Annotated in this window: 25 protein-coding genes; 4 read left to right on the top strand and 21 right to left on the bottom strand. The window is 37.0% G+C overall.

What is annotated here, in order from left to right; translation table 11 throughout:
- Positions 1-34: 34 nt before the first annotated feature.
- The gene (locus F4V44_RS14130; RefSeq protein WP_150440671.1) at positions 35-1,366 is read right to left on the bottom strand and encodes a globin-coupled sensor protein; all 1,332 of its coding nucleotides are present in this window, start codon (positions 1,364-1,366) and stop codon (positions 35-37) included.
- A 228-nt stretch (positions 1,367-1,594) separates the two neighbouring features.
- Here F4V44_RS14130 and F4V44_RS14125 point away from each other — a divergent pair, with 228 nt between their 5' ends.
- Positions 1,595-3,097 carry a phytoene desaturase family protein gene (locus F4V44_RS14125; protein ID WP_191090682.1) on the top strand — a complete coding sequence of 501 codons (1,503 nt, stop codon included), beginning with the start codon at positions 1,595-1,597 and terminating at the stop codon, positions 3,095-3,097.
- Positions 3,098-3,144: 47 nt separating this feature from the next.
- Complete coding sequence (locus F4V44_RS14120; protein ID WP_150440669.1) at positions 3,145-4,137, top strand: EAL domain-containing protein; 993 nt, start codon at positions 3,145-3,147, stop codon at positions 4,135-4,137.
- Between the two features lie 129 nt (positions 4,138-4,266).
- Here the strand turns inward: F4V44_RS14120 and F4V44_RS14115 are convergent, their stop codons facing one another.
- The 15 genes from F4V44_RS14115 to F4V44_RS14050 form a co-directional block, all read right to left on the bottom strand.
- Positions 4,267-4,737, bottom strand: coding sequence for a hypothetical protein (locus tag F4V44_RS14115; protein ID WP_150440668.1), 471 nt, complete (start codon positions 4,735-4,737; stop codon positions 4,267-4,269).
- A 26-nt stretch (positions 4,738-4,763) separates the two neighbouring features.
- A complete protein-coding gene (locus tag F4V44_RS14110; RefSeq protein WP_150440667.1) occupies positions 4,764-5,768 on the bottom strand; it encodes a DUF3231 family protein in 1,005 nt (334 codons plus the stop codon).
- A 355-nt stretch (positions 5,769-6,123) separates the two neighbouring features.
- Entirely contained in the window at positions 6,124-7,347 is a 1,224-nt protein-coding gene (locus F4V44_RS14105; RefSeq protein WP_150440666.1) for an NAD(P)/FAD-dependent oxidoreductase, read from the bottom strand.
- 104 nt (positions 7,348-7,451) lie between these two features.
- Positions 7,452-7,910 carry a staygreen family protein gene (locus tag F4V44_RS14100; protein ID WP_150440665.1) on the bottom strand — a complete coding sequence of 153 codons (459 nt, stop codon included), beginning with the start codon at positions 7,908-7,910 and terminating at the stop codon, positions 7,452-7,454.
- 423 nt (positions 7,911-8,333) lie between these two features.
- Positions 8,334-9,806, bottom strand: coding sequence for a GGDEF domain-containing protein (locus tag F4V44_RS14095; protein WP_191090681.1), 1,473 nt, complete (start codon positions 9,804-9,806; stop codon positions 8,334-8,336).
- A 394-nt stretch (positions 9,807-10,200) separates the two neighbouring features.
- On the bottom strand, positions 10,201-10,332 hold the full coding sequence (locus tag F4V44_RS28150) for a hypothetical protein (RefSeq protein ID WP_263406663.1): 132 nt from the start codon (positions 10,330-10,332) through the stop codon (positions 10,201-10,203).
- A 27-nt stretch (positions 10,333-10,359) separates the two neighbouring features.
- Positions 10,360-10,485, bottom strand: coding sequence for a hypothetical protein (locus tag F4V44_RS28145; protein WP_263406662.1), 126 nt, complete (start codon positions 10,483-10,485; stop codon positions 10,360-10,362).
- A 94-nt stretch (positions 10,486-10,579) separates the two neighbouring features.
- Positions 10,580-10,855: an iron-sulfur cluster assembly accessory protein gene (locus tag F4V44_RS14085; protein ID WP_150440663.1), complete on the bottom strand. Its 276-nt coding sequence runs from the start codon at positions 10,853-10,855 to the stop codon at positions 10,580-10,582.
- Positions 10,856-10,879: 24 nt separating this feature from the next.
- Positions 10,880-11,308, bottom strand: a complete 429-nt coding sequence (locus tag F4V44_RS14080) for a protein-tyrosine phosphatase family protein (protein WP_150440662.1) — start codon at positions 11,306-11,308, stop codon at positions 10,880-10,882.
- Between the two features lie 128 nt (positions 11,309-11,436).
- Complete coding sequence (gene arsA / locus F4V44_RS14075) at positions 11,437-13,200, bottom strand: arsenical pump-driving ATPase (protein WP_150440661.1); 1,764 nt, start codon at positions 13,198-13,200, stop codon at positions 11,437-11,439.
- A 24-nt stretch (positions 13,201-13,224) separates the two neighbouring features.
- A complete protein-coding gene (arsD, locus tag F4V44_RS14070) occupies positions 13,225-13,587 on the bottom strand; it encodes an arsenite efflux transporter metallochaperone ArsD (protein WP_150440660.1) in 363 nt (120 codons plus the stop codon).
- Between the two features lie 93 nt (positions 13,588-13,680).
- Positions 13,681-14,103: an arsenate reductase (thioredoxin) gene (arsC, locus tag F4V44_RS14065; protein ID WP_150440659.1), complete on the bottom strand. Its 423-nt coding sequence runs from the start codon at positions 14,101-14,103 to the stop codon at positions 13,681-13,683.
- Positions 14,104-14,168: 65 nt separating this feature from the next.
- Positions 14,169-15,227 (bottom strand): ACR3 family arsenite efflux transporter, encoded by a 1,059-nt coding sequence (gene arsB, locus F4V44_RS14060; protein ID WP_150440750.1) that lies wholly within the window; start codon positions 15,225-15,227, stop codon positions 14,169-14,171.
- A 26-nt stretch (positions 15,228-15,253) separates the two neighbouring features.
- Positions 15,254-15,532: an ArsR/SmtB family transcription factor gene (locus F4V44_RS14055; RefSeq protein ID WP_150440749.1), complete on the bottom strand. Its 279-nt coding sequence runs from the start codon at positions 15,530-15,532 to the stop codon at positions 15,254-15,256.
- A gap of 103 nt (positions 15,533-15,635) precedes the next feature.
- The gene (locus F4V44_RS14050; protein ID WP_150440658.1) at positions 15,636-15,824 is read right to left on the bottom strand and encodes a hypothetical protein; all 189 of its coding nucleotides are present in this window, start codon (positions 15,822-15,824) and stop codon (positions 15,636-15,638) included.
- 70 nt (positions 15,825-15,894) lie between these two features.
- On the opposite strand from F4V44_RS14050, the gene pssA reads away from it, so the two are divergent.
- Positions 15,895-16,578, top strand: a complete 684-nt coding sequence (gene pssA, locus F4V44_RS14045) for a CDP-diacylglycerol--serine O-phosphatidyltransferase (protein WP_150440657.1) — start codon at positions 15,895-15,897, stop codon at positions 16,576-16,578.
- Between the two features lie 377 nt (positions 16,579-16,955).
- Positions 16,956-17,429 (top strand): DUF2062 domain-containing protein, encoded by a 474-nt coding sequence (locus tag F4V44_RS14040; RefSeq protein WP_150440656.1) that lies wholly within the window; start codon positions 16,956-16,958, stop codon positions 17,427-17,429.
- Positions 17,430-17,729: 300 nt separating this feature from the next.
- Here the strand turns inward: F4V44_RS14040 and ftsH are convergent, their stop codons facing one another.
- The 5 genes from ftsH to F4V44_RS14015 form a co-directional block, all read right to left on the bottom strand.
- Entirely contained in the window at positions 17,730-19,571 is a 1,842-nt protein-coding gene (ftsH, locus tag F4V44_RS14035) for an ATP-dependent zinc metalloprotease FtsH (protein WP_150440655.1), read from the bottom strand.
- An 81-nt stretch (positions 19,572-19,652) separates the two neighbouring features.
- On the bottom strand, positions 19,653-20,063 hold the full coding sequence (spx, locus tag F4V44_RS14030) for a transcriptional regulator Spx (RefSeq protein WP_150440654.1): 411 nt from the start codon (positions 20,061-20,063) through the stop codon (positions 19,653-19,655).
- A 49-nt stretch (positions 20,064-20,112) separates the two neighbouring features.
- Entirely contained in the window at positions 20,113-20,730 is a 618-nt protein-coding gene (locus tag F4V44_RS14025) for a TetR/AcrR family transcriptional regulator (RefSeq protein ID WP_150440653.1), read from the bottom strand.
- Between the two features lie 252 nt (positions 20,731-20,982).
- A complete protein-coding gene (locus F4V44_RS14020) occupies positions 20,983-22,356 on the bottom strand; it encodes a M20/M25/M40 family metallo-hydrolase (protein WP_150440652.1) in 1,374 nt (457 codons plus the stop codon).
- A 60-nt stretch (positions 22,357-22,416) separates the two neighbouring features.
- Positions 22,417-23,472 (bottom strand): tetratricopeptide repeat protein, encoded by a 1,056-nt coding sequence (locus F4V44_RS14015; protein ID WP_150440651.1) that lies wholly within the window; start codon positions 23,470-23,472, stop codon positions 22,417-22,419.
- Positions 23,473-23,755: the final 283 nt, after the last annotated feature.

The raw sequence follows: 23,755 nt of genomic DNA, 5'->3' as shown, positions 1-23,755 counted from the left end.
TCCACTGATGAAACGGCAGAACCGCCCCTTTGTTTCATTCATTTTTGATACCCGTGTAGTCAGAAATGGTTTCAGATAATAATGTGGCTGTATTCGCCACTTCCTCGCTTGCCTCGGAAACATCAGATAACATATTTACTAATCCTGAAATTTCAGTTTCAATAAGGATATTTTGATTGTTACTTTCCTTGGCCTCTTTCAAGATTTGTTCTAATAATTGATTGACTAGCTCAGTTGTTTTCACACATTTTTGGACAATTTTATCTATGTTTTGTATCGATGCTTCAATCGTCTTAATCTGATGATTTGTTTTTCCGCTTATTTCAGATACTTTAGATGAAGAACTCTTCGTTTGATTGGCTAGCTTCCTAACTTCTTCAGCTACAACTGCAAACCCTTTCCCTGCTCCTCCTGCACGTGCGGCTTCTATAGCTGCATTTAATGCTAGTAAATTCGTTTGATCAGCAATTTCTAAAATAATATTTACTATTCCTTGTACTTCTTTTGCGTTATTGTCCAATGTCTTGGCATTTTCCACTATACCGCTTACCCCTTGTTTAATCTCTTGGATTTGTCTATTTAAATTTTTCATGTTCTCTGATCCATCCTGAGATTTTCTTTGCACTTCATTTGAAAGCTGTTTCCCCTTATTAGATGCTTCTTTAATAATTTTTGACTGATTGGACATTTCTGAAGTGCTTGCATGTGTTTGCTCAGCTGTTGCAGCTAAACGTGCGGCATTCTCACCTACATTTGCAACCAATTCCAGTTTGGCATTTCTGTCTACTTTTTCACGTAATTGTTTCTCTCTCTCTTCATATGCGGTTAAAACGAGCTGCTGCTCAAAACTTAAGATCTTATTCACTGCATTGATTGCCATGGCACGCTCTTCTGAATGATTGAAATGTTGATGAATGATATTTTGAGCTATTTCAAATAAAACATTAAAAGCGGCCATATACCACTTGGGCTCTAAACCGATTTTTATATGAGCATGAGCAATTCTTTCCCTTTTTGAAACAAATACATCATTGATATGACCGTCAAACATTTCTATCAGATGTGATTGAAGCGTTTGTTTTAATCGATTAACCGTGCTATGACTCTGTATCATAGCTGTTAAATGTGGCACTTCCATCACACGACCATAAAAACCTGTGGTCATTTTATGAATATTTTCCTTAATAGCTGGTTGGATTAACTTTAATATTTGTAAATCTCTTTCTTTAAGCTGAATCATATCCAATTGAAGTTGTATGTCTGTTGGTAAGTTACGATCAATTTCTACTTGAATGTGGCTAAACTTTTCCTCAAAACTTCTCAAACTAAATGTTGATTGTTTATTCCTTTTTATGCTTAAAAACATGATAATCCCTGGCCCTTCTTTTAACTTATTGGTCAGCTGCTTGTATTCTCCAATGGGTCATAAGTATATAGCGATTTTTATAAGTAGATTATAACAAGAGTTTGTTAAATTGTATAATGTTTTAAAAAGAATAATATACAAACATTTGACATATTTTATCTCTTTTGATACTAATAAGATAAGGAAAAAATTAGCGGTTGGAGAATGAATGGGAAAGGCGGGAGCTGTTTGGAGAAAACGGTTTGCGTAATTGGCGCTGGCATTGGCGGGCTAACCGCGGGAGCTTACTTAGCAAAGCACGGCTATAGAGTGACTGTGTTAGAGAAGGCGGCAACAGTAGGCGGTTCGGCAGGATGGTATGTCCGTAAGAATCGATTATTTCCAACAGGTGCCACACTAGCTTTTGGGTTAGAAGAACACGGTTTATTGAGAAATATGTTAAACGAACTAGATATTGATTTACCTGCAACAGAATTACTTCACCCAATGGATGTTGTATTACCTGGTAAAACCATTTCCATTTACAAGGATTCTTTGGATTGGGAAGCTGAACTGAAGAAGACTTTTCCTGAACATAGTCAGAACGTCCTTAATTTTTGGCGCAATCTGACCAAAATTGGTGAGAGTGTTCTTGCTTTCACGGAAACTAGAACAGCTTTGCCGATAGAAACATTTAGCGGACTGGCAGATATACTCAGGTTTGTTTTTCATCATCCTTTTTCACTCATGCGTTTAGCTCGTTTTTCATCTTATACGGTAGAAGACTTCATGAGAAAATACAGGCTTGAACAGGTTACCCCTTTCCGTCAAATGTTGAATGTACAACTTATTGATGCCGTTCAGACAGATGTGAGTGAAGCCGCTCTTCTGCCAGCGAGTTTAGCCTTAACCATCTATAGAAGGGGCAGCTTCAGTATTCAAAATGGCATAGGTGAAATCAGTAAAAGATTGGCCGATAGAATAGAAGGTTTAGGCGGTGAAATTTTATTAAACTCCCCTGTTGGTTCTGTTAGTTATAACAAGATGGAAAAACAATGGGAAGTACAGAGTCCTAAATGCAAAGCATCCTTTGATATTATTGTGAACAATACCGGTGTACTATTTGGTTATGATCCTAGCAAAGCTCAGAATAGAAATCCTGACTGGGGCGCTTTTCGGTTGGATGCGGTATTGAAAGAGGATATATGCCGGGGTCCTTTAAGAGGGAAAAAGTTACCGTTTGCTTATCAAATCGTACCTAAGTCTGAGCATTCCAAGATTTTAAGAGAGGAAGCAGGCCCTTTGTATGTTACCTTTCACCCATCATTGAATAAAAATGGGGAAACAGTTGCGGGAGAAGTGATGATGACAGCCTCTATTCATACCAATCCTAAAGAGTGGATTTTGTGTACGAAGGAGGAATACAAAAACAAAAAAGAGAAGGTGAAAAATGCCATTCTCTCAGAGATTGAAAAAATGATGCCTCTTAAGGAATATGTAATCGATGCGGAAGCGGGTACACCATTAACTTATCAAAGGTATATCGGTAAAGCCTATGTTGGCGGTACCTCCTTAACCGTTAAACATGCGGTGTTAAAGCCTAAAAGTGTTCGATCTTCACTGCCTCAGTTTTATATTGCTGGAGAGCAGGTATTTCCAGGCCCTGGGACATTATCCTCCGCTCTAAGCGGTTATTATGCTTCAATGGCTGTCATGGAAGATGTAAAAAAACATGATTATCATTCAAGATGATCCTTTAACAGACCAATAATAGAAAATGATTAGGGGTGGAGATATCGATGTTAGACTGCAATGTATGTTATCCGTCGGATTTAAACTATGAAATTAAGATTTCTGGAGAAAGCAACAAAAATTATTTTCCTGATATTCTATTGCACCTTCAAAGAAAGAAACTGCTGGTTAGCTATGAGGAAAATGTTCTTGTTGTTAAAGAATTAGCTATTCAAGATTTATATGACTTTTTTTGTGACCATCTGGATATGGAGACTATTTCATTTCGTATTGATAACAAGGAATGGAAACCAATTAGACAGATTTCAGAAACGTTTGACTCGAAATGGATTGATCAAATCATCTTGGAGGAATCCGTACAAAGTTATGTGCAACCAATTGTCGATGAAACAGAAGAAATTTACGGATACGAAATGTTAGCACGTTTTATCAAGGAGGAAGGGCAGTTTTATTCTCCTTTTGAAGCTTTTTCAGCAGCTAAAGCTCGGAATCGGACGTATTCATTAGATCGAGTTTGCCGTATGACGGCTGTTCGTCATGCTGGTTTTACAAACAAAAAGGTTTTTATCAACTTTATTCCTACTTCCATTTATTCACCGGAACATTGTCTGAAAACAACTACCCAATTGACAAATCAACTCGGCATAGCCCCCTCTCATTTTGTATTTGAAGTCGTAGAAACAGAGCAAGTAGAGGATTTAAATCATTTAAAAAGGATTTTAATGTATTATAAAGATAAAGGTTTTGAATATGCATTAGACGATGTTGGTGAAGGTTTTAGTACAATAGAAGTATTGAAAGAATTATCCCCCAATTACATGAAGCTTGATATGAAATTTGTGCAAGGGGTTGCTGCAGATTCGGATAAGCAGGAAACAGCAATGAACATATTACAAACGGCGAAACAGGTTGGTGCCATTCCTTTAGCAGAAGGAATTGAAAGTAGAGACGACTTTATTTGGTTAAAGAATATTGGCTATAAACTATTTCAAGGCTATTTATTTGGAAAGCCTGCTGCAATTAAAGATAGTAATGACTAAATCAGTCTCTTTGCCCTTCCCTTCAATTATTTATTCCTCGAAAAAAAACGATAGAAACATGGGGACAGTTTCTATCGTTTCTTTTATTTGAATTTTTCTCCATTGATGAAACAGCGCTGTCCCTTTGTTTTAGGGGATGGTTTTCAAAGACTGTTTATTTATGATTTTCTTAATCATAACTCCAAGTGCTGCCCCAGGAAAAACAAACAACATTGGAAGCCAAACAGGACCTAATAATACTCCAAATATCACTAATTTTGATGAAAAAATCAAACCAACTGTCACAAAAAAGGCAGTTAAAACATACGGAAGAAAAGAAATAGGATCTTTACCTCCACCAGCATCTTTAACGGCATCCCACATGGCAAAGAAGTATAAACAAGGATAAAACATGAGCCACTGATAATTCGCATGTTTTATGGCCTCACTCATTTCTCCATGAAAACTCATAAGTATAATCTGATTGAAATGGGATTGTGTATTTATCAGAAGTTCAAGTATCAAAAGTACTGTGCCTTTAAAATATTTTCCGTTTAAATACTGACCAAACCCAGGAAGTGCGATGCTCCATAGTAGTTTTTCAAATATATTTTTACTCACTGAACATACCCAAGCAATGGTTGATCCTATACTTCTTTTGCAATTTCTTTTCTATTTGGAGCAAGTGGGGGCTGTTCCAACCATTTATTTTTCACCATTAAGTTATACCATTTTTTTGTAACCATTAAATTTTTTAGAATAGTCCCTTCATACGTTGTTACAAGGTCTGTTCGCATAGATGAAGCTAATCCTGCTCCATGATAGTTTTGTGCCGCTTGGAACAAGAAACCAATATGATACATCATTAACTTATCGGAAAAAGGAGAGTCCGTTGAAGTTGTCACTTCTGTTTCCCAAGATTTTGGAACTGGTAAATTATCATCTTGCATTATTTTTGCAAATGCTTTTATTTGACTATCAGCCGTTTTCTCAGAATCAGTTAAAAACTTTCTTACCTCTTTTGTTTGAGCAACTTGACTAAATGCGATAGAAAGGGTTTTAGTCATAATGCTCTTTTTAAGGTTGAAAGAAATACTAATCATTTCTGTCGCTGATAAGGTCCTATCCTTTCCAAAAAGTCCATCTGTGAAATCTTGGCTGGAAATAAACTCAGGGTTTTCAGCTGGATAAAACAAAGGGTCTCTTTGAAAACTTCCTTTCTCAAGCAATAACTCAATGGTTTGGTGATACATCTTTTTCGCATCGTTATCACATGAATCGTAAAAGTCCCTTAAGTCTTTTCTAACGGAAACAGCTAATGCCGTGCTGTGTCCCAGCAAACCATGTAATGTCATGATATGTAAATAGTTCAGACAAAATATATCCGTGAATAATCTCGGTTTATCTTTAAAAAGATCAGACTCAGTAAATCCAATTGGAACTGGAAATCCCTCTTTCTCGATAAAGGTTACGATTTGTTTCTTTTGTTTTTCGAACGTCTTAATGGCGTCCTCAAAAATGGCTTTAATTGCTTCATCCTCAATAATAGAAACCATATATTTATTTACTATATCTGTCGCTGTGCCGTTTACATACTCTCCCCATAGTGTTCCTATTTCCGAAGATGTAAGTTTTAATTGATTCTCATCCATATAATCACCTCTTATATATTATTTTCCAATTTAGCCTGTAATATGAATTTCCCTGAAGAGTTAGAAACCTTTCGACTGATTTTATCGAGAAGGCTTTGAAGCTTATCAGTAAGGCAAATATATTAAAAAGGCAAGCATCATTCTATGCTCACCTTTTTCTACAACCATGTGATTAGAGAATACTACTAAAATACTCAGTGTCTAAGTTAAAGAAGGCATTCTTACTAAAGAAGTGATTCTGAAGATTATATTACTAAGTGAATAAAAAATAGGATACATGGGAACGGTTCTGCCATTTCATCCATTTGGATTTTTCTTCCACTGATGAATAAAACGGCAGAACCATCTCTTTGTTTCACTTGTTTAGCAAAGGACGTTCCTGTAAGTATAGAGCTAAATCTGGACAGTTTCCTTCAACAATCTCCTTTACAATAATCTTCGACAGCAATTGGCTGTAAACGGTCCCGTTATCACCAAAGGCAAATAGAAAATAGCTATTCGGATATTCCTCGTATTTGCCAATAATCGGAATGCCATCCGATGTTCCTCCATAAAATGCAGCGCAGTAATACTCGGGCTGTACTTTAATAGTAGGAAACATTTTATTAAATTCTTCAATCAGTTGCTTCTTTTTATGAATCAGTTTACTATCTCGATCTTCGGGGTATATCGTATTATCATCTAGTCCGCCGATAATGATTCGATTATCTCTCGTTGTACGCATAAATAAATAAGGACGGGCGGTTTCCCAAATGAGTGTCCGATTATACCATTCGGAGAGATCTTCGACGGGATGGGTTGTTACTGTGTATGTACTGACAAAAGAGGCTTTTTTCTCTTTTTTCATTTCCATTCCTTCATAACCTGCCGCAAAAATAATATAGCGTGCTTGTATAGAACACCTATTCTTTATCGAAACAACCGTCTTTCCTCGTTCTTTATCATAATGCTGACCGTTCATTTCCGTATTTTCATATATACGGATTCCTTTTTGTGCTGCGTAATCCAATAAGGCATGGGTGAATCTGAACGGGTTTATTTCTGCATCGTTGTATGAGTAAATAGCGGCATCCCTGCTAAAAGGATATTTTGCTTCAATCTCTTCCTTTGTTAAAAAAGCAAGTTCAAAGTTATGCTGCTTTAAAAATTCATATTCCCTTTTTAGACTTTCAACATCTTCTGCACAGCTTGCGGAATATAGGGTATCTCTTCTGTTAAACTCACAATCAATGGTGACGTTTTTTGAGGCTGCTTCTATTTCATTAATGGCCTCCTTTAATAATTGTAAATGCCTTTCTATATAATCCGCTCCAAAAGTGTTGATCATATCTGTAAATAGTTTTTCACCAGAGTATTGAATGAGGGCTGTATTCGTACTGGTACTGCCGCTGCCAATGGTTGATTTTTCAATTAGGACCACATCTAAATTAGCATCAGCAAGATAATAGGCGCACTGTGCTCCCGAACTTCCACCCCCAATGATTAATACATCACAAGATAGGTCTTCCTCCAATGCTGGATAAGATGGAGCATCAGGAAAAGTAATGGGCCAATAATAGGTTCCAGATTGTAAATTCACTTATATTCCCCCAGTTATCAAAAAGTATAATGTTAATATATCCAAACACCTTTTGTACATGCAAAAAACCCCACCGGGGCTGGGCAAAGTGAGCTGGAATGGGATTACATGGAGCCGGTCATGTTTTGGAAGGTTCCCCAATTTTCCTGCCTTGCAAACTGTGGATAAGCGGACATAAAGTGAATAATGATGGGAGCTTGATTTAAATGAGGATATGCGTTGAAAAGAAACCTATCGCCGTATCGAATAGCTGTCAGTGCCAGCGGCAGTTCACGTCTAAATATTTCATTGCGTTTTGCTGATATATTTTGGCTATATTGCCCTTGATCGATAGATACATACACACAATAATAGAAGAGACTTCCATTTTGTTTCCACTCCCCTAATACTTCATCTCTCATTGGATTGATTTGATCCCAGGCATAATTCATCCCGATGTTCAAAAATAACTCTCCCGTTACATCAGAGTGAGTTAGCGTGTAACGCCTTGGAATAACAGGTTCCGCAGCAGTAACACCAGTCCTGTATGTCACAGATAGTTTGTCAGGAATAAAATGGCTCAAAACAATCAACTCCAATCGGTTTCTTTATCCGTATGCTGTTAATTGTTTGTTTATTCATGACGATACATGGGAACGGTTCTGCCATTTCATTCATTTGGAGTTTTCTTCCATTGATGAATGAAACGGCAGAACCGTTCGAGACTGCTGAAAAAATATAAAAATGAATTTTAATCGGTAGTATATAACAGAAGCATCCTAATTGATAGGACAGCTCTATTGGGCTTGTCAGAAAGAGGTCTTGATTTTGACAAACATAATGGAATCCCATGAAAGCCTGTCAGAAAGAGGCCTTGATTTTGACAAACATAATAGATTTCCATGAAAATCTGTCAGAAAGAGGCCTTGATTTTGACAAACATAATAGATTTCCATGAAAATCTGTCAGAAAAGTGTTTTTCAGCAGTCCCGAACCGTTCCTTTGTTTCATATCTGATAGATTTCTACTCGATTTCGGCCATGTTCCTTTGCTTTATAAAGAGCTTGATCAGCATGAAGAAGTAACTCGACTAGTTTTATTTGCTCTTCTGGGAAGATTGTGACTACGCCTGCACTTATGGTGACATGATCACTAATTAAAGAATTTTTGTGGGGAATATTTAATAACTCGATGTTGCTTCTCACTTTCTCTGCTATGTGGAGAGCATTTTGTTCATTTGTATCCGGTAGAATCATGGCGAATTCTTCTCCGCCATATCTCGCTACCACATCTGAAGAACGATTGACTGTATCTGATAGTGCAGCTGCCACCCTTATTAGACACTCATCCCCTCCTAAGTGGCCATACGTATCATTAAACTTTTTAAAATAATCAATATCTAGCATGATAATAGAAATAGGATGTCTATACCTAAGTGCTTGGTTCCATTCCTTTTCTAATGAAGTATCAAACGTTCGACGGTTTGAAATTTTAGTTAATCCATCTATTGATGAAAGTTTTTGCAGGTGCTCATTCGCTTCCTTTAGTTGATTTTCTGTATTTTTCATTTCAGTAATATCCGAAAATACAGCGACATAATTCACTGTTTGACCATGCTTATTTTGGACTTCACTTATGTTTAGTAATTCAGGATAAACTTGTCCTTCTCTATTCTTATTCCAAATTTCGCCCATCCATTGGCCCGTCTTAGTGAGGTCATCCCACATTTTGCGATAAAATACCTTATCATGGTGACCTGATTGAAGGATTCGATGACTGCCTCCAATGACCTCATTAGAGTGGTAACCTGTTATCCTTGTAAAGCCGCCATTTATATAAAGGAGTTTCCCTTGCTTATCTGTAATCGTTACACCTTGATTAGTCGTATCTATTACCTTTTCAAACAGCCGAAGCTTTCTAAAATTCGCATTTGAATAGGAAATATAATTTGTCAGGCTATAGATGATGATTCCACCAATAGTTGATATGAATCCAAAGTATATCAGTGCTTGCCTTAATTTCTCTGGATCATCAATTAAATCAATAAATAAAATAGACATAATAATAACACTACTTCCATTCATCCCCATAAACTTATTAAAAGTAGACATTTTCGTTTTGAGCAATAGTCCACACACGATTATTAGAACAATAATAGAGATTACTGCACCAATGGAACCGGGATTAATTCCAAAAAGTAACACACGTCCAAAGATACAAATAATGGCCGCTATTCCTCCGCTAAGAATCCCGCCATACACAGTGGCTATGATAATAGTAAAATTTCTTAAATCCATTATGAGAATATCAGTGACATTAATAGAAAAATACATTAATATGCATCCTAAAATCCCTGCAAGTATGCCGCTAAATATTTGGTTTCTTCTAGTTGCATTCATTGGACTTTCTTTAAAAAATTGTCCTGAAATGGATAAAAATGAAATAATTAATGTTAAATTCATCAGTAGATCTCTATACATAAAAAATACCCTCCCAGGTATATGAAACACCATGTTGCAATGCTTTTATTTTATATTAGAGCAGTGTTTTCTGCAATGGTTGTATACACGTTCTAATAGCGGTCAATACACAGGGGAGGTTCGAGACCACTGAAAAAATGTTCACTTTGGACAATGGTTGAGAAGTTCCATCAATATACCGTAAATAAAAGACATTAATCTACATCCAGCAGGTAATTAATATCTTATTTTCCTTCAACCGACTTTTTCGGCCGTATCGGACGGTTCTGCCATTTCATTTATTTGGATTTTCTTTCCATTGATGAAACGTCCCATTGTTTCATTGGTTATATCCATTATCTTATGGCTTTAAGTAATGATTCAAAATGATCATATAGTAGTTGAAGCGAAATCATTAGCAACAAGATGTGTTGTTGTACCCATTTAACACAATACCCATTTCACCGTTTTCTTCCTCCACATCAATGGTGACATTACTCAATTGTTCTGTCACATCTGCTTGAATAGCAATATTTACGCCATTCACTTGCTCTAAAATATCATTTTCTGCTGGTTATTGTAGGGCGACACCTAAGTTCACACCACAACATCCATTTATTCCATAAAAACGAAGTGTAGACACTTGTTTATCTTGCATAGCTTGTTGAATATATTCTTTAGCCTGGTCTGTTACCTTCACTTGTAATCCTCCCTGCTTACTTATTTATACATTTTTCTATATCAAAAAGAAGAGATTGCTGTGTTATCTCTTCTTTTCTTTTTACCTTTTTTCATTAGCAACAGCTACTAGCACCAACTAATACTAATCCTGCACCATTTTGATTTTCTTCTTTGTCTAAAGTTAATTCCTCTGTACCTGTCACTTGCGAATCGAATGCTACCTTAATTCCATTAATGGTTTCAATTTTATCTGATTGCTGTGGTGCATCTAGTGTGATTGCAAATTGTGGTCCGCAACAACCTTCTGTAGCAGTAAGACGAATTCCCTCTGCACCCTTTTCCTTTAAAAAGTTTTCTAAAAGTTGTTTAGCTTCATCTGTAATTTTCATTGTATCTCTCTCCCTTATATTTAACTATGCATTTGGATAAATTCGTTTTAATGCCTGTTTCATTTCAGATTTCACATTAATTTTTGGTCGTGCTGTCTTAGCCATTTCTTCTGCTTCTTCAATTGTACTTGCTTTACCTAAAGCCAAAAGTGTTCCGATCGCAACTGTCCCTGTACGATTGCTTCCTCCTTGACAGTGAAAGTAAATATTTTTCCCTTCATTATACGCATTCACCACATGATCAATTGAGTTCTTAATAGATTCATCTTGGTGGTGTGAATCGTCCACAATTGGACTATGAACACGATTATATGTTGATTCTTCTGTTGGTGCCTCTGCTCTTAGATCAAAAATAACATCTACTTTTTCATTTCCCATCATATCTTCTACGTCATCTGCACCACCGATGTAAATACGGTCTTTTACTAATTCCTGATAATTCTTTGTTGTCATATTTATCCTCCTGCTACAATGATTTACTCCAATCATGAGCAACAAAAATCCCAGCTGTTTCAATAATCTCTTCTGTTTTACCTCTAAAGAAAAAATCACAGCTTTTTCCATACTCACTCATCCACTGATTAATTAATATAATCTTTTAACTTGTCGTACCCAACCTTTTCTTCCAGTAACCAAGGAATAATAGCGCACTTCTCAGCCTTATTTTCATTCACTTCTTGAATCCATCCCTGTTCTGCTATCGCTTTTCCTTTTAATATAGGATCATTCGTATTGGTAGCAGATAAACTTTGATTAATAACCCACCATTTTGGATTTATACTTGCTCGTCTTAAATCATCTTGTAATCTCGACGCTTCTAAAACAGGTGTAGCTTCTGCAAGGGTGACAATCACTACGGATGTTTCTTTTGGATTTCGAATTTGCGGCAACAGCTTTCTAGCACTTTCCGGTACCTTTCCTGTTGACCTTTCAATTTCTTTACTATAAGACTCTGATGCATCTAATAATAGTAAGGTATGCCCTGTTGGAGCTGTATCAATGACGACAATTTCATTTTCTGATTTGGCTACAACTTCTGCAAAGGCTTGGAAAACGGCAATTTCCTCTGTACATGGTGATTCTAAATCCTCTTTTAAGTAAGCAAGACCTGCTTCATCTAAATCGTTACTTACTCTGGAAAGAACTTCAGCTTTATACTTTTCAACTTCTACTTTCGGATTGATGCTGCTAATTGTTAAATTTTGATTGAAAGAGTTACTTTGGAATTGATATTCCAAGTGTGCCGCGGGATCGGTTGTGGTTAAGTGAACACGATGCCCTTTTTCCACTAGACCCACTGCAATGGCAGATGCGACGGTTGTTTTACCTACTCCACCTTTACCCATTGTAAAAATCAACTTGGTACCATTAGCTGAAAAATCCTCAATGACAGCTTTTAACCCTGGAAGATTTACGGATGGATTTTCCATATCCAAAGTTGTTGAAGGCTTGTATGGTTTAAATAGATTTCGAAGATTTTCCACGCCTGTCAAAGAATATGAAACATATGGTAGAGAGTACGTAATGATCTCTTTTAAATTGTCAGGCATTCGCTTTAATGAATCTCTTTGTCGATGATAAAAAGCAGATGAAATTTCATCGGTTTCAATATAATGCTGAAGAAGACCATTTATAATGAGCATTTGATTTTTGATACCAATTTCTTTCAGTTCCTGTGAAGCACGATCTGCTTCTAAAAGAGCTGAAACATCTGGTCTGGTTACCAATATGAGTGTAGTTTTAGCTGCATCGGAAAGGGCAGATACTGCGCTTGAATAAAGATCCTTTTTATCTGCTAATCCAGATAAAGGTCCTAAACAGGATGCACCGTGTGTACTTTCTTCTAAAAATCCTTTCCAAGCAGTCGGAAGTTGTAACAGTCTTAGTGTATGACCTGTTGGAGCTGTATCAAAAATAATATGATTATATTGATTTACGACTTCACTATTGGTAAGAAAACCTGTAAATTCATCAAATGCAGCAATTTCAACCGTACACGCACCTGATAATTGTTCTTCCATTGTTGCAATAACTGCTTCTGGAAATTTGTCACGATACGGCCCGACAACACTTTCACGATAAGCTTTTGCTGAAGCTTCTGGATCGATATTACTCGCAAATAAGTTTTCAATGCTAGGAATGGCTTTGGGTGTGCTGGTTAATTCGATTCCAAATACATCTTGTAGATTGGAGGCAGGATCTGTACTAATTAATAACACTTTTTTTCCACTGTCCGCCAAGGCCACAGCTGTGGCACAAGCTGTTGATGTTTTACCTACGCCACCTTTGCCCGTTAAAAATAAAAATTGAGTTTGGATATGATTCGGACTAAATGATGGATACATGTTTTTTGCCTTCTTTCAAGTGGATTAAAGTTGATTTAAATTAAAAGAAATGCGTGATTTTGGTTTTTCATTTAATTCTTCCGGTTTTACCCCAAACCATTGTGCAAACTCTTCGTTTGCAGGATAACCTCCCACTCTTACCACTTGATCATTAACTAAAACAACTGGTAAAGCATCTGGTCCTTTTTCTTTAAAAATGCGAGTGATTTCATTGTTTTGGGCAAATATATCAGGATTAGTTGTAAGTTGATATCGTTTAATATTGAAGCCCTTTTGTTCTAATGAATAAACTGCGGATGCGACTCTTGTTAACTCTGGATCCACACTTGGACCACATACCCCTGTTGAACAGCACATGGCAGGATCAAAAATTTCTACTTTCGTCATAGTTAAAACCTCCAGTGTATTATTAAATAAGCATTTGCTTATTTGTTCCTTTTAAGAAAACCAAGAGGAACACCCCTTGGTTATTTAATTTTGTTATTCTCCTGTTTCTGCAAAGCGCTTAATTCTTGCACCAATTTCATCACGAACACGTTGGAAGAATGCCCACTTTTCTTCGTCTGTTCCTTCAGCCTTTGCAGGATCGTCAAAGCCCCAGTGTTCACGTTTTACATGCGGCGGTGTCACTGGACATTTGTCAGCCGCATCACCACATAAGGTAACGACTAAAGTGGCATGATTAAGAATCTCAGGATCAATGATATCAGATGTTTGATTAGATATATCCACTCCAGCTTCTTTCATCGCTTTTACAGCATTGGGATTTAATCCGTGTGCTTCGATACCGGCACTTTTGACTTCCCATTCCTCACCTAAATATTTTTTTGCCCATCCTTCTGCCATTTGACTGCGGCATGAATTACCTGTACATAGGAAATAGATTGTTTTTTTATTAGACATGCGATTTCCTCCTCATTTGTTTTTCATTGGTTTGAAAGTCTTACTTATGTTTTACTAATAAAGCTTTATAATTTAATGGTCCTAAAATATTTCTTTTCCCATCGAAGTGCCACGCTTACTAGGGCAATGAGGACAGGAACCTCTACTAACGGACCAATAACGGCAGCAAAGGCTTCGCCGCTGTTAATCCCAAACACCGCAACTGCCACAGCAATGGCTAATTCAAAGTTATTACTTGCAGCGGTAAAAGAAAGTGCTGCCGTTACTGGGTAAGATGCACCTGCTTTACGGGAAGCAAAGAAGGATACAGCAAACATGATTAAGAAATAAATGAGCAATGGAATAGCAATACGAACAACATCCATTGGTAAAGCGATGATTTGATCTCCTTTTAATGAGAACATCATCACAATCGTAAATAATAAAGCAATTAAGGTTAATGGAGAAATTTTCGGCAAAAACTTGCCTTCATACCATTCTTTTCCTTTTACTTTTAATCCTATATAACGAGTGAGCATTCCTGCTACAAATGGAATGCCTAAATAAATAAGAACGCTTTTGGTTATTTCCCACATCGAAATAAAGATAGATAAGTTCTCTAATCCAAATACACCTGGAAGGACATTTAAAAAGAAATAAGCAAAAACGGAATAGAATAAAATTTGGAATACTGAGTTAAATGCCACCAATCCCGCTACATATTCACGATCTCCACGTGCTAAGTCGTTCCACACAATAACCATTGCAATACAACGGGCAAGTCCAATCATAATCAAGCCTGCCATATATTCTGGTTTATCATGTAAAAAGATAATCGCTAAAAAGAACATTAAAAAGGGGCCTAACAACCAATTCTGTAATAAGGAGAGTAAAAGGACTTTCCAATCTTTAAAAACACGCCACATCTCTTCATATTTTACTTTTGCAAGCGGCGGGTACATCATGATAATCAAGCCAATGGCAATTGGAATATTGGTTGTCCCGATGGAGACATTATCCAGTGCCTCTTTAACATTGGGTACTGCTACCCCGATGATGATTCCTAACGCCATGGCTGCAAAGATCCATATGGTTAAGTACCGATCTAAAAAGGATAACTTTTTCGTTAGACTTTCATTTGACATCATTTTCACTCCTTCTTGATGGATCTTTAACAATTACATTTTATAATTGAAATCTCTTCTAACTGATCAATAATCGTTTGAATATAGGGTGGCAGCACATCGTTTAATCGATAATGTTTCCATGTTCCTGATGGTCTTTCGAGAATAATTCCAGCTTCTTTTAATTTTTTCAATTGTTGACTGACAGCAGGTTGAGAAATATTTAAAACATCAACAAAATCACAAACACATACTTCCCCTTTTTTTAGACATGCTAATAACTTTAAACGGTTAGGATCACTCACTGCTTTTAACTGTTTAGCCATCGCCTCTATATTCTCCAACTAACATTCCCTCCTTTTTATATAACTATTCACTTATATAATTTAATACTTATATATTAGATGATATGCTATTTATTTTCAAGTGTTACACCGCAAATCCCATTTCATTCTTAAAATGTACAAGTGTAAGGATACATGGAGACCGTTCTTCTGCCGTTTTATTTATTTGGATTTTTTCCATTGATGCAACGGCAGAACCTTCTCTTTGTTTCCCACATGCTCTTATCGACATACCGTAATTTAAGTGATAAAATGAAAAAATTCGAGATGCCATACAACCATCAAATAGGGCATAAAATACAGCCTGTTCGGTATTTATAAATATAGTTAGTAGGTGATTGGGTTTGCGCTTAACAAAAAGCATCCCTAATATGTTAACGCTAGGTAATTTATATTGTGGTTTTCTTTCAGTAGGATTTGCTGCAAATGGTCATTTTAAAAACGCCGCGATTTTAATCATAATTGGTGTGATGCTAGACAGTATGGACGGCAGGTTAGCTAGAATGTTAAAAGCTGATAGTACTTTAGGAAAAGAGCTAGATTCATTAGCAGATATTGTTACATTCGGAATCGCTCCATCTTTTCTAATCTATTATACTTATTTTAATCAATTTGGATTACTTGGATTGGCTGTTGCTGGGTTGTTCCCGTTGTTCGGTGCTTTTCGATTAGCGAGATTTAATATTAGTAGCAATAAAACATCTCAAAATTATTTTATTGGCGTACCCATTACTGCAGCTGGCGGTATTTTAACATTACTTACTTTGTTTGGTGATCTCATTCCACAAATTATTACAACCGTTGTCTTTACGACGCTTTGCTTTTTAATGGTTAGTAAGATTAGAATACCCAGCTTAAAAGAAGTTCCATTACCAAAATACGGCACAATTGTTACGATTTTTTTAGGATGTTTATTATATCTGATCTATAAAGGAACTTACGAAAGGTTTCCTTATCTAATATATATTGCAGCTCCTACTTATATCATCTATTTATTTAATCGATTACTCAAAAGGATAAAAAAATAGTTAATGCATTTACAAAACTGCTTTTTTTGCATCTAGCGCCACTGGCTTTAGTAATAAGTGAAGGGACCATCACTGTCCTTTTAAAAGGATGTTTATTGCTGCGGTTTACTATTGATTGTGCCAACCTGCCAATTTCCTCTGCCCCATGATAAATAACTGATAAGCAGGTGTGTACTTCTAATTGAAATTCTGCATGAAGTAATACCTTATCTACTGCATTCACTGAATGTAGAGATTATTTTGTTCACCATAAGAAATAGGGAACATCTTGTTATTTTCTAACTAAATCAACCCTCCATTACATTATTTTTTATTTGGAATTTAACCATTGACTCTTAAAATGACCATGTTAAGGTACTCGGAAAGGATCTATATAGATGAAAATAACACGTAGAATTAAATATTATTTAATCCGTCTATTTCGACTGAAATCTAATCCACATCATGTAGCGTTAGGTCTAACTATGGGTCTTATTCCAAGCTGGATTCCTACATTCGGACTAGGTCCCGTCCTTTCGGTTGGTTTGGCAAGATTAGTAAAGGCGAATACCGTTTCAGCCCTTGTAGGTGGTGTCATAGGAACGGCTATTTGGCCACTACTTTTCTTATTAAATTATAAGGTCGGGAGCTTCATACTAGATAGGGAATCTAAGGTAGATGAACTAGAAGAAGTCGATTACATAAATGCTATTTATCATACCCATAAGGGGATTGATAGTTTCCATTCCAGTGGATTCTCATTTCTAGCAGGTGCAGTTATAAATATACTAATCTCCTCAACCGTCATTTACTTTATTGTGTATTTCCTATTTAAGACGTACCGTGTAAGGATTTTACATAAAATCAGATGAAACTTATGGTAGAAGATCACTTTTTCAACAACAGTCTCGTTCCAACCTGCTAGACTGACACCAATCGTATCAATGCTGGCTAAAATTGGGCGAGTTTCACTAAATCATTGGTATATATATTGTACGAATCGTTATCGTTTTAAGCTAAGACCGTCCCCTGATAAAAACATTCGTTGTAAAGAGACACGAAAATGAGTACAAAAAACCTGTATCTCAGATTATCATGTAATCATTGATACAGGCTCGTGTTTAACCTATTTAAACTTCACTTAAAGGGTCCGTTTCATAACTGTAGTATATTTATTTTACTGTTAGTTCTGATGCATTCTTACCATTTAAGATATTCATAAATTCTTCACCCGTAATGGTTTCCTTTTCAACCAAGTACTTAGTTAATTCATGTAATTGCTCTTTATTTTCTTCTAAAATTTGAATCGCCTTTTGATGACAGGTTTTAATAATATCAAGTACTACATCATCAATTCTAGAGGCGGTTTCACTGGATACGATAAGAGACGTATCTCCGCCTAAATATTGATTATTTACCGTTTCTAATGCCATCATATCAAATTCTTCTGTCATTCCAAACCTTGTCACCATAGCCCTCGCAATTTTGGTTGCTTGTTCAATATCATTGGAAGCACCCGATGTAATCGTTTGGAAAATCACTTCTTCCGCCGCACGACCGCCCATATACGTGGTGACTTTATCTAACGCTTGCTCTTTTGACATGAGGATTTGTTCCGTTTCATCGACCTGCATTGTATAACCTAGGGCGCCGGACGTTCTAGGAATGATCGTGATTTTATGAACAGGAGCGGAATGGTTTTGTTTCGCAGCCACTAAGGCATGTCCAATCTCATGATAGGCAATCGTTAATTTATCTTTCATAGAGATAACTGCATTCTTTCTTTGATACCCAGCAATCACGACTTCAACGGATTCCTCTAAATCGCTTTGCGATACTCGAGTTCTCCCCATTCTTACGGCTCTTAAAGCGGCTTCATTGATAATATTCGCTAAATCAGCTCCAGAAGCACCTGAGGTTGCTCTTGCGATGACATGAAAATCAATGTCATCCTCAAGCTTTACATCCTTTGCATGTACCCGTAGAATGGCTTCACGACCGTTTAAGTCCGGCAATTCAACAGGCACTCGGCGGTCGAATCTTCCCGGTCTCAGCAAGGCTTTATCTAATGTTTCCGGTCTGTTACTTGCCGCTAAAATCACAACCCCTTTATCTGCATCAAATCCATCCATTTCCGTTAAAAGCTGATTTAATGTCTGTTCTCTTTCATCATTCCCGCCCATCGGACCTGAATTTCTACTTTTTCCAATCGCATCAATTTCATCAATAAAAACAATACATGGCGCTTTTTCCTGTGCTTGTTTGAATAAGTCTCTTACCCTTGCAGCCCCCATCCCCACAAACATTTCAACAAATTCCGAGCCTGATATGGAGAAGAAAGGCACTTTCGATTCACCTGCTACAGCTTTTGCTAATAAGGTTTTACCGGTTCCTGGAGGGCCTACTAACAGAGCACCTTTTGGAATGTTCGCCCCAATGTCTTTATATTTGTTAGGATTGTGAAGATAATCGACGATTTCTTGCAAAGCTTCTTTTGCTTCATCCTGTCCTGCCACATCCTCAAACGTAATACCTGTTTGCGCTTCTACAAACACTTTGGCATTGCTTTTCCCAAAGGAAAGAGCATTTCCTCCCCCCATCTTATTCTGCATTCGTTTAAAAAACCATTGTCCAATAGCAATGAATATAATCAATGGAAGAATCCATGACAAAATAAAGCCTAAAATAGGAGAAGTTTCTCTCGGAATTACCCTTGTAAATTCAACATCTGCTTCATACAAGCGATCCACTAATTTAGGGTCTTCAATCGTCCCCGTTTTGTAAAGCTTACCGTCCTCTCCTTCATTCGATTTAAAGACAATAGAGTTGTTTTCAATTTCAACCTCTTTTACTTTCCCCTTCTCCACCATATTTAAGAACGAACCATAATCGACTTCTTTAACCGATTGCCCGAAAATAGCTGGAAAAATAAAAGAATTTAATAATAGGATAAGGATAATTGTCACTATATAGTAAAATACGAGTGGTTTCTTGGGTGACTTAACTTCCTTCATTAGGCTTCCTCCATACTTAATCGCCGTCTTATGAATCTTGCTGCTGTGTACACTTGTCAACTGATGACTATTGCCAATGAATTAGCTTTCCATCAAAGGTAAGTGATTCATCGACCAATTTAACCACTGCGTTTTACGGGTTTTTCTTGGAAGAAACTGACGAATTTCATCTTCCTGATAACCAGCCTGTAGTCTCTTTTCATCTACGATAATCGGACTTCTAAGTAATCGTGGATGTTGCTGAATTAACTCCATTAACTCTTGTAAGGATAGTTCATCAATATCCAAGTCCAAATCTTTATAGGCCTTTGACCTTGTAGCGACAATTCCTTCTGTTCCGTCTAAGGTCATACGCAAAATACCTTGTAGTTCACTTACTGTTAGTGGTTCTTTTAGAATATTACGCTCGACAAAAGGAACTCCAATCTTTTCCAACCACTGTTTTGTCTTCCTCGTTGATCCACAATCTAGTCCATAAACGGTTACAGTCATTTGATCTTCTCCTTGTATGTAGCTTTTCTAATGTGTTGCTTCACCAGTTTTATTCTGATTTGTAAATTCCATGCTTAATTAAATTCATTCTAATGGTGAATTGTTTCATTGCCTCCTCATCAGATAATCCCTTTAATGATTTTTCAATAAAGTTGTGGAAGGCAATGGCTGAAACGATTTTGAAGATATGAAGCAATTCTTTATCTTCCTTCATATTCAAGCGTCGTTTATCAACTAATTCCATAATTTCTTTCATATAATCGTTGTCATGATTGGCTTCAAACATGTTAGTAAAGGAGTTTTCCACTTTGTTCGTTGTATACAACATGGCATTTTTCAAAAAGGTATGTTCTTCCTCGTCCGGCATCGCAACAAGAAAATGAAGGTACATCTCCTGCATTGCATCGATAATATCGCCGTTATGTTTTTCTAATAAGGTAATAAAGTGTCTTTTACTGACTTTTAATTTTTCTTCTAACAAATAGAAATAAAGATCTTCTTTATCTTCAAAATATTGATAAAAGCTTCCCCTCGGAATGCCGGCCATTTTTATAATATTAGCAATGGAAGCTTCAAATAAAGGGACTCTTATAAATTCTTTTTCCGCTGCTTCGATTAATATTTTTCTCTTATGATCGGGTAAATTAAAAAACGTTAGTTTCGGCAATCTTCTTCCTCCAAGCTTCAATATATGACACTGTGTCACTTGTTGATATTCGTATAATATATGACACAGTGTCATTTGTCAATTCATTTAATGACACTGTGTCATATTTTTCACTCCTATCGATCGTTTACTCTTATTTTGCCTATCTCATTTAAAAAAACTCAGCTGAAAAAACAGCTGAGTTTCCGATTCCTTTCGTTTAAGTGTACTTTTTGACCATGACTATTTTTGTGACTAAATCATCTGACATGATTATGAAACCCGCTCTCTCCGAATCTGATTCAACACCGTTCGAAGCTCTTTCCCTTGCTCAAAGAAAGCTTTAATCAATCCTACCGTCCGGTAACAAGCCCCTACATCCAGGCACTCATCCTCTGTATGTTCATTATGATATCCTGCTGAAAGATTCACACTTTGAATTCCATGTTCGGTCCAAATCCTCGTATCACTGCTGCCTCCAGGGGTGCATTTCCAACCAAAGAGCCCTTCGTCTTTAGCCACTTTTTCAAAGAATTGGCCGTATGCCTCCTCGCAAAATGGAAGGTAGCCGCCGCACGATGTAACAATATCCCCTGTGCCGCGCCGGTCAACGACAATAGCTGCGTCTGTTCCCCATAGGAAATACTCATCCACCTTACGTGCACCGACAAGACCGATTTCTTCCTTCACGGTAAAAATAAATTTCACCTTTCCGGAGAAGGAAGTTTGCGGCAGGATTTCGGCCATGTGAAGGATGGAAGCTACACCCGCTCTGTCATCCGCTCCAAGAATGCCCCAGCTGCTTGACCAGATTCCGTTCTCTTTTATAATCGTCCGGTCCTGCTCGATTTCTTCAACCGTATCCAAATGGGCATTTAATAGAATCGTTGGACCATGGCCAGATCGATACGTTTTTTCCGCTAATAGATTTCCGTTTCGGTCAACCGAAAGATCGTCCACATAGGGTGTTAATCTTTCTTTTACAAAATCTCTTACTCTCTCTTCCTTGCCGCTTGCTCCAGGTATGGACAGCAGCTGTTCTAGTAGGTGGTAAAACAATTGTTCGTTAATATATTCAACTCCTTGCGTTAGCCACTCTTCCTCAACCACACTCATTTTTTCAGCTAAATCAAGAAGTTCCGTTTGTTTTAAAGGAAACGGAATGTGATAGAATTGAGCGGTTTCTCGCACATTCACCCTCTTCATGCCAAGAGCCTTCAATAGTTGAATCAGCCGCTCTATGTCCTTATCATTTTTCACAATCATTACATAAGCACTTCTTCTGCCATGGCCGTCACAGGAGCCGTTTGTATAAATCCCTAGCCTGTTCAGCTGGCGTACGATTCCGCAAATAAACGTATCCAGCTCTCTAACTTTCGGCTCTTCCTCGCCAGGCTCGAACCATAAGTAACCGCCCACTCCTCTTTGCTTGAAATCAATGGTTTGGATCCATTCTTCTTCAGAGATGGGTTCACTTTGTATAACCAGTGTTTTCTCATCCCACAAATAGGGCACGGCCGCCTGATCTAAACTCTCTAGTAAAAATTGCTTATTTCCCTCTGTTTCATGACGGCAATCGAAAACATTCTCTTCCGTTTGCTTGACTAACCAACCGCTTCTCACAAATAATTGATTCCAGTTCTTCATTCCTCATCATCCCTTTCTTGTTTCTAAATCTATTATCACATGGGGATGATGACAGCTTTGTCATCGGTCTAAAAGAAAGATGCTATCGATACGGTGAATAATAGCAAAGGGTATCGTCTGATTATAATAATAGCCGGTTTGTCCTCGATGACGTTTATTCATGATGACAGGCTGCGGGACTTGAACACTATTAAACTTTCCCCTGATTCTCCCGACCGTTTGTATATAGGTATTATTTTCAATTTCACCATCTTCCCGTTTGGTGTCAAAGATGCTTCGTCCAAAATCATATTTAGTAGCAGGAGTTTGTTCTGAAGTATAGAGAAAGAAATAGCGCAGCATTTCCGCGTGATTGATACTTAGTTCTTCTTTTTTCCCATTAAAAAACAACGTTTGTCCATGATCCGAGAAATACAGAATCAACGTATTTGGTAATTGCCCTTCTTTTATGATGTTTTTACAGTCCTTATGTGAGCAATGCCTTTTCCCTTCTGGTGTGATGACTGTAAAAGCGGAACTCGCCAAGAATTCTTCATTTTGATTGATTAATTGAAAAAGATTTGACTGTTCATAAGAAGGAGCCTGCGCAATCAATTCCTCAGACTCTATTTCTTTTATTAAAGTATTGGCCTGATTCGCCATATACAGTGCACTATTGGTAATATAGAGATAGGCATTATACAATTGCTGCTGGTTTAATAGATAGTCCTTTTGTGTGCATGTTGTTTGATTATCCACCGCTTTTTGAAAATAAGTCAGAGCTAACAGATAATCCTTTTGTTTATAGCTAAGAAATCCTAGACGATAATAAGCAATCGGAATTTCCTTTTGATATCTCACCGCCTTTATGAGCATCTTTACAGCCATAGAGTCATCCTTCTTATATTGTGTTTTCAGAAAAGATCCGTATCGTACTAAATAGGAAATGAGCGTCTTCTTAATCTGGTCCAGGCTTGCCCCATACTCGCTGTTCCGATTAGAGGAGATTCTCCTGTATAGTTCTTCGTACAATCTAGTCAGTTCATATAATGAACCGGCTTTTTCTTCCTCTTTTGATTCGAGTAACTCCTCCTCCAAGTCCAGAAGTTCTTCAATGGTTTTGTCTTGCAGCCGCATAACATCCCTGCTTTCCTTATTTCAATTTCAATTACTATTATTATACAATTGATTAACATCGTTAATATGAACAGTCACAGACATTTGTAAAAAAAGAACAAAAAACCTATTGTTCTAGCCAATAAGTTTTTATAGAAATAACTATTATAGAGAAATTTAACTTTTTATTATAAAATTAAAAATAAGGATATAAGTTTAACAATACAGATGAATGGCGGGATGAGATGATTCGTATGACAGCAGCTGGTATCGGAGGATTTTTTCTTGTATTTATTGAAGCATA

It is taken from the genome of Niallia endozanthoxylica, assembly GCF_008710145.1.
Lineage (GTDB): Bacteria > Bacillota > Bacilli > Bacillales > Cytobacillaceae > Bacillus_BD > Bacillus_BD endozanthoxylica.
The sequence above is the reverse complement of the archived record's forward strand: the minus strand, read 5'-3'. Positions and strand labels throughout refer to the sequence as shown.

Coding starts and splice junctions, on each gene's coding strand:
- F4V44_RS14130 (WP_150440671.1), bottom strand. CDS start 1,366: ATGTTTTTAAGCATAAAAAGGAATAAACAATCAACATTTAGTTTGAGA.
- F4V44_RS14120 (WP_150440669.1), top strand. CDS start 3,145: ATGTTAGACTGCAATGTATGTTATCCGTCGGATTTAAACTATGAAATT.
- F4V44_RS14110 (WP_150440667.1), bottom strand. CDS start 5,768: ATGGATGAGAATCAATTAAAACTTACATCTTCGGAAATAGGAACACTA.
- F4V44_RS14095 (WP_191090681.1), bottom strand. CDS start 9,806: ATGTATAGAGATCTACTGATGAATTTAACATTAATTATTTCATTTTTA.
- F4V44_RS14085 (WP_150440663.1), bottom strand. CDS start 10,855: ATGAAAATTACAGATGAAGCTAAACAACTTTTAGAAAACTTTTTAAAG.
- F4V44_RS14080 (WP_150440662.1), bottom strand. CDS start 11,308: ATGACAACAAAGAATTATCAGGAATTAGTAAAAGACCGTATTTACATC.
- arsA (WP_150440661.1), bottom strand. CDS start 13,200: ATGTATCCATCATTTAGTCCGAATCATATCCAAACTCAATTTTTATTT.
- arsD (WP_150440660.1), bottom strand. CDS start 13,587: ATGACGAAAGTAGAAATTTTTGATCCTGCCATGTGCTGTTCAACAGGG.
- arsC (WP_150440659.1), bottom strand. CDS start 14,103: ATGTCTAATAAAAAAACAATCTATTTCCTATGTACAGGTAATTCATGC.
- arsB (WP_150440750.1), bottom strand. CDS start 15,227: ATGTCAAATGAAAGTCTAACGAAAAAGTTATCCTTTTTAGATCGGTAC.
- F4V44_RS14055 (WP_150440749.1), bottom strand. CDS start 15,532: ATGGCTAAACAGTTAAAAGCAGTGAGTGATCCTAACCGTTTAAAGTTA.
- F4V44_RS14050 (WP_150440658.1), bottom strand. CDS start 15,824: ATGGCATCTCGAATTTTTTCATTTTATCACTTAAATTACGGTATGTCG.
- F4V44_RS14040 (WP_150440656.1), top strand. CDS start 16,956: ATGAAAATAACACGTAGAATTAAATATTATTTAATCCGTCTATTTCGA.
- ftsH (WP_150440655.1), bottom strand. CDS start 19,571: ATGAAGGAAGTTAAGTCACCCAAGAAACCACTCGTATTTTACTATATA.
- spx (WP_150440654.1), bottom strand. CDS start 20,063: ATGACTGTAACCGTTTATGGACTAGATTGTGGATCAACGAGGAAGACA.
- F4V44_RS14020 (WP_150440652.1), bottom strand. CDS start 22,356: ATGAAGAACTGGAATCAATTATTTGTGAGAAGCGGTTGGTTAGTCAAG.
- F4V44_RS14015 (WP_150440651.1), bottom strand. CDS start 23,472: ATGCGGCTGCAAGACAAAACCATTGAAGAACTTCTGGACTTGGAGGAG.